Source organism: Pantoea sp. Sc1 (assembly GCF_000255315.1).
GTDB lineage: Bacteria > Pseudomonadota > Gammaproteobacteria > Enterobacterales > Enterobacteriaceae > Pantoea > Pantoea anthophila.
Window position 1 is genome coordinate 3,474,476 of record NZ_AJFP01000001.1, and the last position, 17,469, is coordinate 3,491,944.

Below are 17,469 nucleotides of genomic sequence, written 5' to 3' on the forward strand. Positions count from 1 at the left end.
CGCCCGCCCCCGCATTCCCGTAAGCACCACGGTCTCGCGATTCAGATATTCCTGAATAACGGCGCGTGCCGGGATGAAATAAATGATTAATGACGGGAACACGTTTATTTTTATTTCATGCCCGTCCTGATTCCGTTTTATCCTAAAGTCAAAAAAAGGCATAGCTAATCAGTAAATAATGTTTTATTAAAAAGGTGCAGTGCAATTCCAGATAGCCGTGAGGAAACTACCGCGCGCTCAGGCACTGCGTCGCCACCAGGGAAACCCTTTCAATAATTCCCGCACGCATCGGGGTTGCAGCCAGTCTGTAATGCCGCCTGTTTCCGCCATATGCGAACAGGCAGAGTCTGCACTATGACGGGAAAATAAAAATAACAGGTATATCATGACTGCATATCGCCAACGTCCAGCGCATAAAATCTGGCGCAACTGGAAAAGAATATCGTTCAGCAGCCAGATGTTATGGAATAAAAAACAGCAAAGACTCTGTCGGGCGCCGGAATATGATCCGGGTCAGGAAGATAATGTCGTTTTAATCGCTCAGCAGAAAGAGCTGCCGGAGATTCCAAAGATTGTCTGGATGGTCTGGCATAATGAACAGCTGCCTGCCTCGATGGCGCTCAATATCAGCAAAATACGGCGGGATAATCCCGATCACCAGGTTTATCTGGTGACGCAGCGCACCCTGTCGCAATGGCTGCCCGACCTCCGCTTTATCTCGGCCGATCTGACGCTGGCGCATAAAAGTGAGATCATCCGGCTGGAACTGCTTCACCGTTACGGCGGCATCGGCATTGACTGCAGCACCCTGCTGTTCGAGGATCTCGCCTGGGTGCATCGCGTTCACGAGGCGCGGTCTCTGGATCTGATCGGCTACTACCGTGAGCAGTCAACGCTGAACCTGCTTGCGCCGGTCATTGAAAGCTGGTTTCTGGCCGCCCCGGCGCAGAACCCTTTTATCCGTGAATGGCTGAAACAGCTGGCGCCGGTTAAAAATGTCGGCATCCGCAACTATTTCCATGAGCTGCAGAAGCGCGATGACTTTCCGCTGCTTGTGCAGAATATGGATAACCCGTCCCGTCATCTGCTCTCACTGGCGCAGCAGGTGGCGATGCGTGAATACCGGCGGGCCAATCTCTATCTGCGTAAAGGTGAAGCCAGCGCCTGGTATTATCAGCGCCTGCACGCCGACAGTAGTAGCGCCTTTGCGCAGTCAGTGCTGTTTCAGCAACGTCCCCAGACGCCGCCACCGATTATTAAATTAACCGGCAATGAGCGGCTGCATCTCGACTTCAATCTGCGCATCGGCCTCTATAACCGCAGCAGCCTGATTGGAGAGATGATGCATACCCGTTCGCCGGGACTGGCACTGCCCTCAGTGGTCAAAGCGGGCGCGTAACCAGTGTGTAAAGGTGGTGACCGCGCGCGGCACCTGCGCCGCCCAGGGTCGCACGATCCACAGACGGGCGGCAAAAGCGCCGACCGGCTGCCACTCCGGCAATACCCGCTGTAACGATCCCGCTGACAGCGCCTCACGGGCGCTGAAGTCGGGCAGCATGGCAATGCCCAGACCCTGCAGGGCCGCATCGCGGATCGATTCACTGTTGTTGGTGGCAAAACTGCCCTGAATCTGCACCTGAACCGTTTCGCTCTCCCCCGGCGCGACAAACCGCCAGCGCGGTGACTCGACGCCGCGCGGGTAGTAAAGGCAGTTGTGCTGCGCCAGCGCCTGCGGACTCTCCGGCACGCCCTGCGCCCTGAGATAGGCTGGTGAGGCCACCAGCACGGTCTGCGTGTCGCACAGTGGCAGCGCCACGTGCGTTTCCGGCAGCGTGTCACAGTGGCGAATCGCCAGATCAAACCCCTCGCTGCTCAGCGAGACAAGGCGATCCGTCACATCCAGCTGCAGGCGTACCTGCGGATAGTCACGCAGAAACTCGCCGATAAGCGGCACCAGTTGCTGGCGGGCAAACGCCACGGGTGCGGTGATGCGCACCAGACCCCGCACCGGCCCGGCGGTATCCCGCACGCTGAAAAAACTCTGTTCGATGCGGGCAAAAGGCTCGCGCAGCTCCTCCACCAGCTTCTCACCGGCGGAGGTAAGCCGCACGCTGCGCGTGGTGCGCTGCACCAGCATCAGACCCGCTCTCTCCTCCAGCTCTTTGATCTTCTGGCTCATCGCCGCTTTGCTGACATCCAGCCGCGCTGCCGCGCGGGTGAAACTGCCCTGCTCTGCCAGTACCGTCAGCCAGTGCAGATGCTCCCACAGGGTGTCCGTCTTCATCTCTTTCATCAGCATTGTTCACAATAATGAATAATCATTTCAGGCTACGCGCTTTTTCCCGCCGGATAAAGCCGTCACCATAGGCCTCTTATTTCTTGGGAGAAACCGCTATGCCACTGCTGCAATTTGATGTTATTGAGGGTCGTTCAGAATCAGAGCTGCGTACGTTACTGGATGCCGCGCACCGGGCCGTGCTGACCGCCTTTAACGTGCCGGAACGGGATCGCTATCAGATTGTTCATGAAAACAAACGCTATCAGATGGTGTTTCAGGACACCGGGCTGGGATTCAGCCGCAGCGATAATCTGGTGATGGTGCGGGTCTTTACCAGTCCGCGCAGCAGCGAACAGAAACAGCGGTTTATGGCGGAGCTGGCGCGCGAACTGCGTGAGCATTGTGGCGTGCAGGGCAACGATCTGATGATCAGCTTTATCACCAATGACAAAGGCGACTGGAGTTTTGCCGACGGCGAAGCGCAGTATCTGACCGGCAAACTCTGAAAAGCGGCCCGGACGCCTGCTCTGCTGACGGTGCGCGCCAGCCACCGTCACGTCTGCTGAACGCCCGGCAGGCACGACACAAAATCCCTCTGCGCTTCCTCGCACAAATCCGCCGGATATGTTGCAGCCCGATGACAGCCAATATAGATTGTCGAAAAACCATCCCCCGACGATGGCCGGTTGCGTGACGCCCCGCGCCCCCCTGCAGAGAGAGGATTTCCCGTTGTCCGAATTTGTGTCAGTCGTGCTGTTTCTGGCTGCTATTGCTATCTATTCCTGTAAAGCCGGGCGTAACAGATTCTGGTTTGTGCTTGTTCTTGTTCTGCTGGTGATATTTGTGGTGCTGAACGCCACCCTTTACGCCAGTAACTATTTCACCGGCGACGGCATTAACGATGCGGTGATCTATACCCTGACCAACAGCCTGACCGGGGCGGGCGTCAGTAAATATGTGGTGCCGGCCATCGGGCTGATCATCGTGCTGTTTCTGCTGTTCTGCCTGCTCTCCTGGGTGCTGCGGCGGCGTAAGCGTCCCCACCATCTGGGCTGGTCGCTGCTGGCGGCCGCCTGCGCGATCGGCTCGGTGCAGACTACCCCCGCCTTTCGTCAGGTCGCGACGCTGATCGTGTCGCATACCCAGCTGGCCGATTCTGACTTCGACACCTTCTATAAAGTGCCGCGTAACCGCATTGAACAGCCGCGCCTCAACGTGGTTTATATCTATGGCGAGAGTTTAGAGCGCACCTATTTTGATCCGATTGCCTTCCCCGGCCTGGCACCTGAGCTGAGCCGTCAGAAAGAGCAGAGTATCGATTTCAGCCAGACCGAACAGCTGCCGGGCACCGATTACACGATCGCGGGCATGGTCGCCTCACAGTGCGGCATTCCGCTGTTTGCCCCGTTTGACGGCAATGCGTCGGCATCACTCTCCAGCTTCTATCCGCAAAATGTCTGTCTGGGCGACATCCTGAAAAACTCCGGCTATGAGAACTGGTTTATTCAGGGTGCCGATCTGCGTTTTGCCGGTAAGGATGTCTTCCTGAAATCGCACGGCTTCGATCCTGCCAACCTCTATGGTTCGCAGGAGCTGAAAAGCCGCGTCGCCGATCCCAGCTACCGTAATAACTGGGGCTATTATGACGACACGGTGCTCGACGAAGTCTTTGAGAAGTATCAGGCGCTCTCCCGGGCCGGTAAACCTTTTGCGCTGTTTACGCTGACCGTCGACACCCACCATCCTGACGGATTTATCTCGCGCAGCTGTCAGCGCCGAAGCTACAGCATTGAGGGGAAACCAAACCAGTCCTTCAGCGCGGTCGCCTGTTCACAGGAGCACGTCGCGCGGCTGATCGATCGCATCAAAGCGTCACCGTGGTTTAAAAATACCGTAATCGTGGTGAGTTCCGATCATCTGGCGATGAACAACACCGCGCATCCCTGGCTGATCAAACAGCCGCGTCGCAATCTCTTTATGGTGATCCGCGGGGATAAACCGCAGGCGGAGCTACTGGAGGCAAAGCGCAGCACGCTGGATAATGGCGCTACGCTGCTGGATATTCTCGGCGGCGATAATGCGATAGGTCTGGGCCGCAGCAGCCTCTCTTCGCTGTCGCTCTCAACGAAGTTTGACGATATGAAGAGCAAGGTCATGAGCTGGAAGCCCGATATTATCCAGCTCTGGAACTTCCCGAATAAGATGGAGAACTTTACCGTCGATCAGACGAAGAATACCTTCAGCTTCTCCGGGACCACTTTTAAGCTGCCGATTCTGTTCCGCATCAGCGACAAACACGTTGAGCCGATGCCGGAAGGGGAATATTCGGCACCGCTGCGCTATCAGCTGGCCGATTTCGCGGCAGCCGATAAATTCGTCTGGGTTGATCGCTGTTTTAAAATGGCGCGACTCTGGCAGCCGTCGCTGGCCCTCTCCGGCGATCTCTGTGTGGCGATGGGGCAAACCGGCGGCACACCGTCCGTTACCCACATCGACAAACCGCAATGGAAAGGCCGGGTGCAGTTCCCGGACGGGCCGATCAGCGATGCACGTTATCAGCAGAATCTGGCGCAGATCCGTATCGAAGATAACAATATCCGCTACAGCGCTGACAGCTTCCGGCTTGATATCCCTGGCGCGCCGCTGAGTGTGAAAAGCTTCAGCGGCATCTCACGCCCGGAGAGCTGGGGACGCTGGTCAAATGCCAATCTCGCGCCTGAGGTACATATCGACTACGTCGAAGCCCTGCCCGCGAAGTTCGATCTGGTGATCACGGCGCGGGCTTACGGCGCGAATGTGCACCGGCCAATTCCGGTTCGCGTGGGCAATCAACAGCAGCTGCTGTCGCTGGGCGAAGCGATCTCGACCCATACCCTGCATTTTGATAACCCGGACGCCAGCCATCAGCTGGTGATCGCCCCGCCTGAACCTCAGCTGAGCAACACCGGCAATATCACGGGGCAGGACCCGCGCAAACTGGGCATTGGCATGGTCGAACTTAAAATCGTGCCCCAGCCTTAATCCCCTCTTTTCTCTTCAGGCCTCTGCGTTTTTGCAGAGGCCTCTTACTTTGTCGCCACCGGTTTAGGACCTGCCGCGCAGCGCCTCCAGCTTCTCACGCTGCTGACCATCGGCGGTAAAATTCTCCTCCGCCAGCCAGCGCTGCAACCCCCTTTTCACCTGCGGCCACTCGCGATCGATTATCGAAAACCAGCTGGTGTCGCGTGAGCGACCTTTGTAAACAATGGCCTGCCGGAAATCACCTTCATACTGAAAACCGAGGCGTGCCGCGGCTCTGCGAGAAGGCGCATTGCAGCTGTCGCATTTCCACTCATACCGGCGGTAACCCAGGGTGTCAAAGGCGTACTGCATCAGCAGGAAATGCGCCTCTGTTGCCATGCGCGTCTGCTTCAGTCGGGGCGAAAAAGTGACATGACCGACTTCCATCACCCCATGTTCAGGCTGGATACGCATTAACGACAGGCTGCCCACCGCCTCTCCGGTGGCAAGGTCGATCACGGCGAAATGCAGCGGGTCGCGGCTGGCCTCCAGTTGCCGGATATAATCCTGCCACGCCTGGGGATCATCGAACGGCCCCATAAACATATAGGTCCAGTCGCGCCCATCTTCCGCCAGCGCCCAGGCGTCAGACAGGGCCTCTCCATGCCGCGCGGCGCTGAAGGGCTCCAGCCGACACGACTGACCGGCGAAAACCTGATGTTGTGGCAGAGGACGCGCCTGCCAGTCTGGCAAAGGCTGACCGACTGGCTGGCCGTACTGATTAGAGTGTTGTGACATATCGCCTCCCGGCTGCAGATAATGTCAGCAGAGTGCCACGTTCCCGGCCGCTTAAAAAGCCTGGCCCTCAGGCAACATCCCGGATGCCTTGCCCGCAAACAGACTGACGCGCCGGGCTGCTCTTCAGCAGGCCGGCGCAGCAATCGAGTGGCGAATCATCAGATGGGCATCGAAGCGCGGCACGGGGCCGGGGGCCTCACCGCGGATGGCGGCGATCAGACGTCGTGCGGCTTCACGGCCCATTTCATAGACCGGTTGCGCAATGACCGTCAGCGGTGGCGTCACAATCTCACTCCACGGGAAATTGTCATACATCACAAAAGAGAGATCGGCCGGGATACGCAGCCCGCGCTGCGTCACTTCGCGCAGCAGCCACATGGCGACCACGCTGTCTGACGCCACCAGCGCGGTGGGCGGCTGCGGACGCTGCCACAGCGCCGCGACGATACGGCTAATCGATGCCTCGTCCAGCGCGTTCACCTGCACCAGCGACGGATCAAACGGCACGCCTGCGTCAGCAAAGGCCTGCATCATGCCGCCCACACGCTGGGCAACCGGCGTCAGGCCAAAATCGTCTGGCGTGCTGTAGTCAGCGGTCAGCGCCATGCTGGTGATATAGGCGATATGGCGATGACCTGCGGCCAGCAACCGGGCCGTGACGTCTGCGGCCACGTCGGTAAATTCACAGCAGACCGCGTCCACATCAAGACCGGTTACCGCGCGATCGAACAGCGTCAGCGCTCTGCCCTCTTCCTGCACCTGAATCAGATGCGCGTTCTGCTCCAGGGCTGAACAGCAGGGCGCAACGATAATGCCATCGACCCGCTTTTCCAGCATCACCCGCACCGCATCCTGCTCCGCCTGCAGCTTTTCATCACTGTTGCTCAGCAGCAGATGGTAACCCGCCGTGCGCGCCACGTCCGCCATGCCACGCAGGGCCAGACCAAAGTGAGGATTCTCAATATCGCCGACAATCACCCCGATAGTATTGGAGCGGCCGGTGTTCATACTGCGCGCCAGCGCATTGAGCCGGTAGCCCAGCGCGGAGGCGGCGCTGTTGACCCGCTCCTGCACCTCATCGCTGACCGCGCCGTAGCCACCCAGCGCGCGCGCCGCCTGGGCTTTGGAAACATTTGCTGCGCGCGCCACATCTGCCACGGTCGGCGCTTTGGATCGTCTGTTCTGGCTGGTCATAATTATTTCGAATCACAGGTTGATGACAGGAATATTGACGCCGAAAAAAGGCTGTGCTTAAACTCATTGTAACTCCTTGAGACCGGTCTCACAATGTTTCTGTCTTAAGGTGCCACCTGCGTTGAGACCGGTCTCAATCAGAATTACTGGCTCAACAGTCTCTGATGTTTAAACCTGCAAAAACGGATGAGCTATGAAATCGCAAATCACACTGGGCAAACTGCTCGGCACCGCACTCGCACTCTGTTCACTGTCGTTCTCTGTTCTGGCCGCCAGCGACAACAATCCCTATGGGCTGATCGAACCGGGTCAGCTTCGCATCGCCAGCGTCGGCGACTCAAAGCCTTACACCTTCACCGACGCCAGCGGTCAGTTCACCGGCTTTGACGTCGAATTTTTCAGAAATGTCGCCCACCGCATGGGCATCGATAAGGTCGATTTTATCGGTCAGGACTTCTCGGCCATCATGCCCGCGGTCGCCAACGGTCAGTACGATGCGGCGGTGGCGGCGATTGGCATCACCCCGGCGCGGGAAAAAACGGTCGATTTCTCCACCGGCTATCTGGCCGGATTCCTCACCGTCCTGACCCGCCATGACAGCGGCGTGAAAGATGTCGCCACGCTGGCCAAGCACCGGCTCGGCGTGGTTCAGGGCACGCTCCAGGAGAACTATGCCGTGGAGCAATTCCCGCAGACCGATCTGGTGCGCTTCCCGGATAACAACAGTGCGGTCTCTGCTCTCAACAACGGCACGCTCGACGCCGTCTTCCTCGACTACGAGGCGGCCAAAAGCTACGCCGAACGCTTTAAGCTGGTCTCGGCCGCCGATATCCCCTCTTTTGATGCACCGGCCGGCATTGCCATTGCCAAAGGTAAACCCGCTTTCAAGGCCGCGCTGGATAACGCCATCAAGGCTGCGATGCAGGATGGCACCTGGCAACGGCTCTATCAGAAGTGGTTCCCCGGATCGCCGATGCCAAAACAGTATCTGCCTGGCGGTCAGTAAAGAGGTGGACGTTTACGTCCTGAGTTAACCGGGGGATGCCCCGCTCTGCAAGGAGACGGCGATGGAGCTGCTCACGATTCTTTCCCGCACCTTCTTTGATTTTTCATCAATGAGGGAAGTACTGCCGCAGATGCTGACCACCGGGCTGGTCAACACGGTGATTATCTCACTGGCGGCGACGCTGCTCGGCACGCTGTTTGGCCTGCTGCTGGCGCTGATGGGCATCTCGCCCTCGCGCTGGCTGCGGGTGCCTGCCCGGCTCTATACCGATCTGTTTCGCGGTCTGCCTTCCATTCTGACCATTCTGCTGATTGGTCAGGGTCTGGCGCGCTTCAGTTATCAGCTGTTCGGGCCGACACCCTATCCGCTGGGGATCTTCGCCCTCAGCCTGATCGCCAGCGCCTACATGGGCGAGATTTTTCGCGCCGGTATCCAGAGCGTGGAACGCGGCCAGCTGGAAGCGTGCCGTGCGCTGGGGATGAGCTATGGCCGGGCCATGCGACGGGTCATCATCCCACAGGGGATCCGTCGCGTGCTGCCCGCCATCGTTAACCAGTTCATCGCCATCATCAAGGATTCGTCGCTGGTCTATCTGCTCGGCCTGATGACGCAGCAGCGTGAGCTGTTTCGCGTGGGTCAGGATGCGGCGGTACTGACCGGCAACCTGTCGCCCCTGATGCTGGCAGGACTCTTCTATCTGATGATCACGGTGCCGCTGACGCACATGGTCAACTATGTCGATGTGCGCTACCGCACCGGACGCCGTCGTCTGACGGCCCCGCAAAGCGGTCTGAAAGAGGTGGATGAGGTCAGACCGTCCGGCGGCGCCGTTCTGGTCACTCACCCCCGGATGGGAGGCAATCATGAATAATCTGAATGGCGCGAGCTGGCGCGGCGCCAGCCTGGAGCTGCGCAATCTGACCCTCGCCTATGGCCCGATTGAAGTGCTGCGTAAGGTCTCACTGCAGGTGGCCCCCGGCACCACCACCTGCATCATCGGGCCATCAGGATCGGGTAAATCGACCCTGCTGCGCGGTATCAACCGGCTGCACGAACCGCAGTCGGGGGATGTTTTGCTGGCCGACCGCTCCGTGCTGCGCGACAAGCCTGATGCGCTGCGGCTGCGGATTGGCATGGTGTTTCAGCACTTCAATCTCTTCCCCGATCACACTGCACTGGAGAACGTCGCCCTCGCCCCCTGGTGTGTCAAAGGCCTGCCCAAAGCACAGGCGATGGCGATTGCGCGTCAGCGGCTGGAAGAGGTCGGTCTGGGTCAGCGCGCCGATCACCGGCCGCGCGATCTCTCCGGCGGCCAGCAGCAGCGGGTCGCGATAGCCCGGGCGCTGGCGATGGACCCGGAGGTGATGCTGTTCGACGAGGCCACCTCCGCGCTTGACCCCGAACTGGTGAAAGGAGTCCTGACGCTGATGGCGGATCTCTGTCGTCGCGGCATGACGATGGTGGTGGTGACACATGAAATGGGCTTTGCGCGCAAAGTGGCGGATCAGGTGGTGTTTATGGACGAAGGCGAGATTGTGGAAGCCGGGCCGCCAGACGCCATTTTTGACGCGCCGCAGTCGCCGCGCCTGCAACGTTTTCTCTCTGAAGTGCTGTAACTGAGCAAGGAACCTGACAATGGCGGTAAAAACTGAAATGAAGGTGGTGGTACTGGGCGGCGGCGTGCTGGGCGTTTCGACGGCGCTGGAGCTGACAAAACGCGGGGCGGCGGTGACGCTGGTGACCGAGGCGGAGGTCTGTTCCGGCGCATCGGGACGTTCACTCTCCTGGCTCAATTCGGCAGGCGAGCGCTCCCGGCCCTATCATGCGCTGCGCATGGCGGGCATCGATCGCTATCGCACGCTGTTTGCGCAGCACCCTGATCTCGACTGGCTGCGTTTTGATGGCGGCCTTTGCTGGTTCAGCAACGATGCGGCCGGGACGCAGGCGCGACACGCCTATGAGAAGGCGCACGGCTACGACTCTCAGCTCATGAGTGCCGATAACGTGGCGCTGGCAGATGCGACGGTCGATCCCGATGCGCTGCCGTCGCAGGCGATCTTTAATCCGGGTGAAGGCTGGGTCAGCCTGCCGCACCTGGTGGATTATCTGCTGAACCAGTTCCGGTCACGCGGCGGCGAAGTGATCGAGCACGCCGGTAAAGCCGCCGTGATCACCGATCAGGGCCGGGCCTGCGGCATTCGCAGTGACAAGGGGGAGATGCGGGCGGATGCGGTAGTGGTCGCCTGCGGCCCCTGGACCCCGGACGTGGTCGCCCCGCTGGGCGTGACGATCCCCAATGGTTCGCCGGTCTCGATGCTGGTGATCACGGAACCGGCCGGGCATCAGCTGAAAGCGGTGCTCAACACCCCGCGCGCCGCCATCAGACCGAATCCCGGCAACCGCTACGCGCTGGATCATGACTGGTATGAGGCGGATATCCAGCCGCTGGCCGACGGCGATTACCATATTGATGAACATGTCGTGGCCACGCTGGCCGCGGAGGCGAGCCGGCTGTTACGCGGCGACGAGCCGCTCAGCGTGCAGAGCTGGAAGATTGGCCTGAAGCCGATTCCGGGCGATGGCGATCCGGTGCTGGGTGAACTGCAGAAGGTGCCGGGCTGTTATGTGGCCTTCACCCATTCGGGTGCCACGCTGGCGCTGATTGTCGGCGAGCTGCTGGCGGAGGAGATCGTGACCGGTGAGAAGCATCCGATGCTGGCCAGCTTTGGGGCTGAGCGCTTCGGCTGAAAAAAAGCCGGTCATCACGACCGGCTGATTATCTTAGCCACGGAAGAAGATATCACCCGATTTCCCCATGACGATTTTGCCGGTGTCATTGGTAATCAGGATGTAGTTGGCGTTGATGTAGGCCCAGTGGGTGTTCTCCTGCGGGGCCGGCAGATTGCGTTTCTGCCACTCAACGATGGTGTAGGTTTTATCCGTGTACTTCTCTGGCACCGTGTCACCGATGTTGTACTGTTTGTAGTCGATGATGATGGTGCTGAGATCGTAATTCGGGCGCGCACTGTTGGCCGTTGACGGCGTGGTAGGCGTCGTCGGCGTAATGCCATCGTTAGACGGTGAGCTGGTCGGTGCCTGGCTCTGCGCGGCACCGTTGTCCGGCTGGGCGCTGCCTGCACCAGACTGCGGCTGGGCATCCGGGTTAGCGGGCTGGATCTGCGGCGGAGGCGGAACGCTGTCGGTGGCTTCGCCAGCCGCCTGAACAGCAGGGATCAGGCTCAGTGAGCCAACCAGTAATCCCATTGATAAAAGTACACGTTGAGTCCTGCGCATAATGATTTCCACGTTGAATTTTGACAGTCAGGCTAAATTTATCGCACTTCAGTTCCGGCGCGATGACGCTATGTGCCAGGCAACACAGCGCAATTCACTTTATGGCGCCCTGGTCAGCGGTAACGGATCGCTGTGCGACCACTTTATCCTGAGTTGCCAGATCGACCAACAGCGCAATGCCTAAATAGTTACTCCAGTTAAAACCGTTCTGCAGCACCACAATCGCGTTACCGTGACCTTTATCGTAGCCGATAAAACTCGCGTAGCCGCCGATGTAGCCCACCTGATAGGTGATCGGCTGCCCGTCTATCGTCTCGGTGACCCAGGCGATATTCTGCGTTTGTGCGCCCTGCCGGTACCAGGCACGGTTCACCGCCGCAAACGCCCTGTCCCGTTCTGCATCACCGGTAGCCGTAAGGTGCGCGCGCAGATAGCGACTCAGATCGCGCGCGCTGCTGTAAAGGCTGGCCGCCGCCACCATGTTGCCGTGAAAATGCCAGTCAGGCGTTAGCGCCCCGCGGCGGATAAATTTTGGCTGATCGCCGGCGTGGCCCAGCGCGCGCCACGGATAGCCCGCCAGCGTTTCCGGCTCAAAACTGCTCTTATCCATCTTCAACGGGGCGAAGATAAGCCGGGACGCCAGCGTCTGGATATCCTGATGAAAGCGCTCGCGCAGAATGAAGCCCAGCAGCGCATAGCCGAGATTGGAGTAGCAAGGCCTGCGAACCGCCGGAGCAGAGAAATCCGCCAGGTAACTCAGCACGCTATCGCTGTCCAGATTGCCGTAGAAGTTCTCGCCCGTGCCGAGATAGCGGATGAACTGGTGCAGCATCGGCAGATCCATGTCCTGCCGCGGCAGACCGGAGGTATGCGTCACCAGCTGCAGCAGCGTGATGCGGCGTGCGTCACGACTCAGCGGCACGCCCGCGGGCAGCAGATCGGCCAGCGTGTCGCTCCAGTGCAGTTTGCCCTGATCCACCAGCTGAATAATCACCTCGGCCGTCACGCCCTTACTCAGCGATCCCAGCGCAAACAGGGTGTCCGGGGTCACCGGATAGCGATGCACCCGATCGGTGACGCCAAATGAATAGTAGTGCGTTGGCTCGTCATGATGGATGACGGCAATGCTGATGCCGGGAACCTGCTTCTGCTGCATGTAGTGCTGCACGATGTCATCGACATTTTCGTTGAAGGTGGCATGCGTCAGGTAGACACGATCGCTGACCGGGGCGGAGGTTTGCGACAGGGTGCCACAGCCGGTCAGCAGGACGATCGCCGCAGCGATCCCGCAGGGTCTGCCGATCCGCTGAGCGACCAGAGCCAGCCGTCTGAGGCAGAGCGCAGCGATCCGGCTGCCAGAAAATTCCTTTTTCATAGAGTAATCATTTAGTTAAGTAGAGTTATCGCGCAGCAGGCTGGCCGTAGCGCAAAAAGGTACCATAAAGTGCGGCGGGCTATCGCCTGCATAATGGGGTAAAAGGGGGGTTAAACGCAGGTTAACCCTGCTGATGCCGGACAGCGTTAGCTGTGTTGCTGCCCGCAAGGGTGTACACTGCTGCGGTTTTAAGGCTCAACGCCGCGCTGAAATTTAGATATGCCCGGGAGGCAACCGCATGAAAGAAGGCCCACTGACCGAAAAAGAGCTGCAATGGCTGGAAGATATGCTGGAAAAGTATGGCAGCGAAGCGTCGATTCTCGATGTCTCCGAACTCGATGGTCTGCTGACGGCGATCCTCTCCGGTCCCGTAACCGTGGAACCGAGCCAGTGGCTGGTGGCCCTGTGGGGTGGCGAGAAACAGATTCCGAAATGGAGCAATGAGCGCGAAATGACGCGCTTTATGTCGCTTTGCTTCCAGCATATGAATGACGTGGCAGACCGCTTAGCGGAATTCCCGGAGCAGTTCGAACCGCTGTTTGGCATCCGTGAGATGGAAGGACTGGAGTTTACCGTGGTGGAAGAGTGGTGCTTCGGCTATATGCGTGGCGTCGCACTGACCGACTGGTCGGCGCTGCCCGCGGAATTGCAGCCTGCGCTGGACGCTATCGCCCTGCATGGCACCGAAGAGAACCTCGAAAAGCTCGACGCCATGACACCGGAAGAGATGGAAGCCAGCATCGAAGCTATCCGCCCCGCTGCGCTGGCGCTGCACGATCACTGGATCTCACAGCCCGAGGCGGTGCCGGTGCCGCAACAGCCGGTGACCGTCGATAAGCAGCCTGGCCGCAACGATCCCTGCCCGTGTGGCAGCGGCAAAAAATATAAGCAGTGCTGTCTGCATTGATCGAACGGAGTGCGTTCTGATCGGCCGGGTGGGGTTCTGCCCGGCAGATTTAATCTGCCGATCGCCAGCGATCTGACCGCTGTCACCCCGCCCGCCCCCGCAATCCTGTAAAGTGCTCACGACTTGAACAGCTTCACGCTTATCGCTAAGGTAAGCGCGATTTTACCTGCCAGGAAACGCCATGATTACCCTCGCACTGATTGACGATCACCTTATCGTCCGTTCCGGTTTTGCCCAGTTGCTCGCCCTGGAACCTGATTTTCAGGTGGTGGCGGAGTTCGGCTCCGGCCGTGAGGCGCTGGCAGGGTTACCAGGCCGGGGCGTCCAGGTCTGCATCTGCGATATTTCCATGCCGGACCTCTCCGGGCTGGCGTTACTGAGCCAGCTTCCGGCGGGGCTGGCCACGATCATGCTCTCTGTACACGACAGCCCGGCACTGGTTGAACAGGCGCTGAATGCCGGTGCACGTGGCTTTCTCTCCAAACGCTGTCGCCCCGATGAGCTGATCGCGGCGGTGCGCGCCGTCTCCACCGGCGGCTGTTATCTGACGCCAGAGATTGCGGTTAAGCTGGCCGCCGGACGTCAGGACCCGCTGACCCGTCGCGAACGTGAGGTCGCAGAGAGGCTCTCTCAGGGCATGGCGGTCAAAGAGATCGCGGCTGAACTCGGCCTGTCACCAAAAACCGTGCATGTCCATCGCGCCAACCTGATGGAGAAGCTCGGCGTCAGCAACGATGTGGAGCTGGCGCGCCGCATGTTTGATGGCTGGCAATGAGCCCTCTCTTCTCCCGGCTGATCTCAGTGGTCGCCAGCTTCTTCCTCTTCTCGGCAGCCTGGTTCTGCCTGTGGAGTATCAGCCTGCACCTGGTTGAACGCCCGGAGCTGGCGGTGCTGCTCTTCCCGTTTGGCCTGCGTCTGGGGCTGATGCTGCAATGTCCGCGCAGTTACTGGCCGGTGCTGCTGGCGGCAGAGTGGGTCATGCTGCTCTGGCTGGCGAAGGCCGTTTCCCTGGCGCATCTGCCGCTGTTGATGGCGGGCGGCGTGCTGACGCTGCTGCCGGTGGCGCTGATCTCCCGTTTCCGCCACCAGCGTGACTGGCGCACGCTGCTGAGTCAGGGCGCGGCGCTGATCGCCGCAGCGCTGCTGCAGTCTCTGCCCTGGGCCGGTCAGGCGGAGATGCTCAACACCCTGCTGCTGACGCTGACCGGCGGCCTGACGCTGGCCCCGACCTGCCTGGTCTTCTGGCACTACCTCACCCGAACCCGCTGGCAGCCGCTGGGTCCGTCGCTGATTTCGCAGCCGGTCAACTGGCGCGCCCGGCATCTTGTCTGGTATCTGCTGCTGTTTGTCATCAGCCTCTGGTTGCAGCTTGGCCTGCCTGCGGAGCTGTCACGCTTTACCCCTTTCTGTCTGGCGCTGCCCATCATTGCGCTGGCCTGGCACTACGGCTGGCAGGGCGCACTGATCGCCACGCTGATGAATGCCATCGCGCTGATCGCCAGCCAGACCTGGCATGATCATCCCGTCGATCTGCTGCTCTCCCTGCTGGCCCAAAGCCTGACCGGGCTGCTGCTGGGTGCCGGTATCCAGCGGCTGCGCGAGCTGAACCACTCCCTGCAGAGTGAGCTGGCGCGCAACCGGCGTCTGGCGGAACGCCTGGTGGAGACGGAGGAGAGCGTGCGTCAGGAAGTGGCGCGTGAACTGCACGATGATATCGGGCAGACGATCACGGCGATCCGCACACAGGCGGGCATTGTGCAGCGCGTGGCGCCGGACAACAGCCGGGTGATCCAGAGTGGCGTCCACATTGAACAACTCTCGCTGGGCGTGTATGACGCGGTACGGCGACTGCTGGGGCGTCTGCGGCCGCGGCAGCTGGATGACCTTTCGCTGGAGCAGGCGATCCGTTCTCTGATGCGGGAGATGGAGCTGGAAGATGCCGGCATCGTCAGTCATCTTCACTGGCGCATTAATGAGACGCTGCTGAGTGAAGCGCAACGCGTCACGCTGTTTCGCATCTGCCAGGAGGCGCTGAACAACGTTGTTAAACATGCCAGCGCCAGCGCCGTGATACTCAAAGGCTGGCAGCAGGATGATCGCCTGCTGCTGGTGATTGAAGATGATGGCTGCGGTCTGCCGCCAGGCTCCGGTCAGCAGCGCTTTGGGCTGGTCGGGATGCGCGAACGCGTCACCGCGCTGGGCGGGTCGCTGACCCTCTCCTGCACCCATGGAACCCGCGTCAGCGTCCATCTGCCGCTGCGGGCTGTCTGAGGAACTGCCGTGTTTACCTTTCTGAAAACGCCTCCTGACGCGGCGCCGCTGCAGGATAAACGTGAGATTGACAGCCGCTATCGCTACTGGCGCCGCCACATCATGGCGACCATCTGGATCGGCTATGCGCTGTTCTACTTTACCCGCAAGAGCTTCAACGCGGCAGCGCCGGAAGTGATCGCCAGCGGTGTCATGCTGCGAACCGATATCGGCCTGCTGGCGACGCTGTTTTACATCACCTACGGCCTGTCGAAGTTTTTCTCCGGCATCGTCAGCGACCGCTCGGATGCGCGCTACTTTATGGGGCTGGGCCTGATCGCCACTGGCGTGGTCAATATCCTGTTTGGCTTCTCCACCTCGCTGTGGGCCTTTGCGCTGCTCTGGACCCTCAACGCCTTTTTCCAGGGCTGGGGAGCGCCGGTCTGCGCCCGCCTGCTCACCAGCTGGTATTCGCGTAACGAACGGGGCGGCTGGTGGGCACTCTGGAACACCGCTCACAACGTGGGCGGCGCGCTCATCCCAATCATTATCGGCGCGGTGGCGCTGCAGTATGGCTGGCGAACCGGGATGATGATTGCGGGCTGTCTGGCGATCCTTGCCGGGCTGTTTCTCTGCTGGCGTCTGCGCGACCGGCCTCAGACCGTGGGCCTGCCTGCCGTGGGCGACTGGCGACAGGATGAGATGGAGATGGCGCAGCAGCAGGAAGGTGCGGGCCTGAGCCGCCGGGCGATCCTGACGCGCTACGTGCTGCTCAACCCCTACATCTGGCTGCTGTCACTCTGCTACGTGCTGGTCTATGTCGTCCGTGCCGCGCTTAATGACTGGGGCAACCTCTACATTTCGGAGACGCTGGGCGTCGACCTGGTGACGGCGAACTCCGCCATTACGCTGTTCGAACTGGGCGGCGTGATGGGCGCACTGGTGGCCGGCTGGGGATCGGACAGGCTGTTTAACGGCAATCGCGGCCCGATGAACCTGATTTTCGCCGCTGGCATTCTGCTTTCCGTGGGTTCACTCTGGCTGATGCCCTTTACCAGCTATGTGATGCAGGCAGCGTGCTTCTTCACGACCGGATTCTTTGTCTTCGGCCCGCAGATGCTGATCGGCATGGCGGCGGCGGAGTGTTCACACAAAGACGCGGCGGGCGCGGCAACCGGCTTTGTCGGCCTGTTTGCCTACCTTGGCGCGTCGCTCTCCGGCTGGCCGCTGGCGTGGGTGATCGACGTCTGGCACTGGAGCGGCTTCTTTGCGGTGATTGCCACGGCTGCAGGGATCTCTGCCCTGCTGCTGCTGCCGTTTCTGAATGCGCAGGCGCCGCGCCCCCAACCTGAAGCGTGATACGCCTC

Annotated in this window: 16 protein-coding genes; 11 read left to right on the forward strand and 5 right to left on the reverse strand. The window is 60.1% G+C overall.

Going from position 1 to position 17,469, the window contains the following annotated elements:
* Positions 1 to 385 precede the first annotated feature (385 nt).
* Positions 386 to 1,399, forward strand: coding sequence for a capsular polysaccharide synthesis protein (locus tag S7A_RS16135; protein WP_033736412.1), 1,014 nt, complete (start codon positions 386 to 388; stop codon positions 1,397 to 1,399).
* Here the strand turns inward: S7A_RS16135 and S7A_RS16140 are convergent.
* Complete coding sequence (locus tag S7A_RS16140) at positions 1,376 to 2,293, reverse strand: LysR family transcriptional regulator (protein ID WP_033736620.1); 918 nt, start codon at positions 2,291 to 2,293, stop codon at positions 1,376 to 1,378. The two genes, S7A_RS16135 and S7A_RS16140, sit on opposite strands and share 24 nt — an antisense overlap.
* Positions 2,294 to 2,394: 101 nt before the next feature.
* Here S7A_RS16140 and S7A_RS16145 point away from each other — a divergent pair, with 101 nt between their 5' ends.
* Together S7A_RS16145 and opgB are read left to right on the forward strand one after the other, a co-directional pair.
* A complete protein-coding gene (locus tag S7A_RS16145; RefSeq protein WP_009092284.1) occupies positions 2,395 to 2,784 on the forward strand; it encodes a tautomerase family protein in 390 nt (129 codons plus the stop codon).
* Positions 2,785 to 3,007: 223 nt separating this feature from the next.
* Positions 3,008 to 5,299, forward strand: coding sequence for a phosphatidylglycerol--membrane-oligosaccharide glycerophosphotransferase (gene opgB, locus S7A_RS16150; RefSeq protein ID WP_009092285.1), 2,292 nt, complete (start codon positions 3,008 to 3,010; stop codon positions 5,297 to 5,299).
* A 63-nt stretch (positions 5,300 to 5,362) separates the two neighbouring features.
* On the opposite strand, the gene S7A_RS16155 is transcribed toward opgB, so the two are convergent.
* Both S7A_RS16155 and S7A_RS16160 read right to left on the reverse strand, forming a co-directional pair.
* Positions 5,363 to 6,076, reverse strand: a complete 714-nt coding sequence (locus S7A_RS16155; RefSeq protein WP_009092286.1) for a GNAT family N-acetyltransferase — start codon at positions 6,074 to 6,076, stop codon at positions 5,363 to 5,365.
* A 123-nt stretch (positions 6,077 to 6,199) separates the two neighbouring features.
* The gene (locus tag S7A_RS16160; protein ID WP_009092287.1) at positions 6,200 to 7,270 is read right to left on the reverse strand and encodes a LacI family DNA-binding transcriptional regulator; all 1,071 of its coding nucleotides are present in this window, start codon (positions 7,268 to 7,270) and stop codon (positions 6,200 to 6,202) included.
* Between the two features lie 193 nt (positions 7,271 to 7,463).
* On the opposite strand from S7A_RS16160, the gene S7A_RS16165 reads away from it, so the two are divergent.
* The 4 genes from S7A_RS16165 (at position 7,464) to S7A_RS16180 (ending at position 11,024) form a co-directional block, all read left to right on the forward strand.
* Positions 7,464 to 8,276 (forward strand): ABC transporter substrate-binding protein, encoded by an 813-nt coding sequence (locus S7A_RS16165; RefSeq protein WP_009092288.1) that lies wholly within the window; start codon positions 7,464 to 7,466, stop codon positions 8,274 to 8,276.
* A 61-nt stretch (positions 8,277 to 8,337) separates the two neighbouring features.
* The gene (locus tag S7A_RS16170) at positions 8,338 to 9,147 is read left to right on the forward strand and encodes an amino acid ABC transporter permease (protein WP_009092289.1); all 810 of its coding nucleotides are present in this window, start codon (positions 8,338 to 8,340) and stop codon (positions 9,145 to 9,147) included.
* Positions 9,140 to 9,892: an amino acid ABC transporter ATP-binding protein gene (locus S7A_RS16175; protein ID WP_009092290.1), complete on the forward strand. Its 753-nt coding sequence runs from the start codon at positions 9,140 to 9,142 to the stop codon at positions 9,890 to 9,892. Before S7A_RS16170 ends, S7A_RS16175 begins: the two co-directional genes overlap by 8 nt.
* Before the next feature lie 19 nt (positions 9,893 to 9,911).
* Entirely contained in the window at positions 9,912 to 11,024 is a 1,113-nt protein-coding gene (locus tag S7A_RS16180; RefSeq protein ID WP_009092291.1) for an FAD-binding oxidoreductase, read from the forward strand.
* A gap of 33 nt (positions 11,025 to 11,057) precedes the next feature.
* Here S7A_RS16180 and S7A_RS16185 read toward each other — a convergent pair whose 3' ends face one another.
* The gene (locus S7A_RS16185) at positions 11,058 to 11,570 is read right to left on the reverse strand and encodes an RcnB family protein (RefSeq protein WP_033736413.1); all 513 of its coding nucleotides are present in this window, start codon (positions 11,568 to 11,570) and stop codon (positions 11,058 to 11,060) included.
* Between the two features lie 94 nt (positions 11,571 to 11,664).
* Positions 11,665 to 12,945, reverse strand: a complete 1,281-nt coding sequence (locus S7A_RS16190) for a serine hydrolase (RefSeq protein WP_009092294.1) — start codon at positions 12,943 to 12,945, stop codon at positions 11,665 to 11,667.
* Positions 12,946 to 13,183: 238 nt separating this feature from the next.
* Between S7A_RS16190 and S7A_RS16195 the strand changes: the two genes are divergently transcribed.
* From S7A_RS16195 to S7A_RS16210, 4 genes are all read left to right on the forward strand, one after another.
* On the forward strand, positions 13,184 to 13,852 hold the full coding sequence (locus S7A_RS16195) for a YecA family protein (protein WP_009092295.1): 669 nt from the start codon (positions 13,184 to 13,186) through the stop codon (positions 13,850 to 13,852).
* 181 nt (positions 13,853 to 14,033) lie between these two features.
* Entirely contained in the window at positions 14,034 to 14,627 is a 594-nt protein-coding gene (uhpA, locus tag S7A_RS16200) for a transcriptional regulator UhpA (protein ID WP_009092296.1), read from the forward strand.
* Positions 14,624 to 16,123, forward strand: coding sequence for a signal transduction histidine-protein kinase/phosphatase UhpB (gene uhpB / locus S7A_RS16205; protein ID WP_009092298.1), 1,500 nt, complete (start codon positions 14,624 to 14,626; stop codon positions 16,121 to 16,123). The genes uhpA and uhpB overlap by 4 nt, the downstream gene beginning before the upstream one ends.
* Positions 16,124 to 16,132: 9 nt before the next feature.
* The gene (locus tag S7A_RS16210) at positions 16,133 to 17,461 is read left to right on the forward strand and encodes an MFS transporter (protein ID WP_009092300.1); all 1,329 of its coding nucleotides are present in this window, start codon (positions 16,133 to 16,135) and stop codon (positions 17,459 to 17,461) included.
* The last annotated feature ends 8 nt before the right edge of the window (positions 17,462 to 17,469 follow it).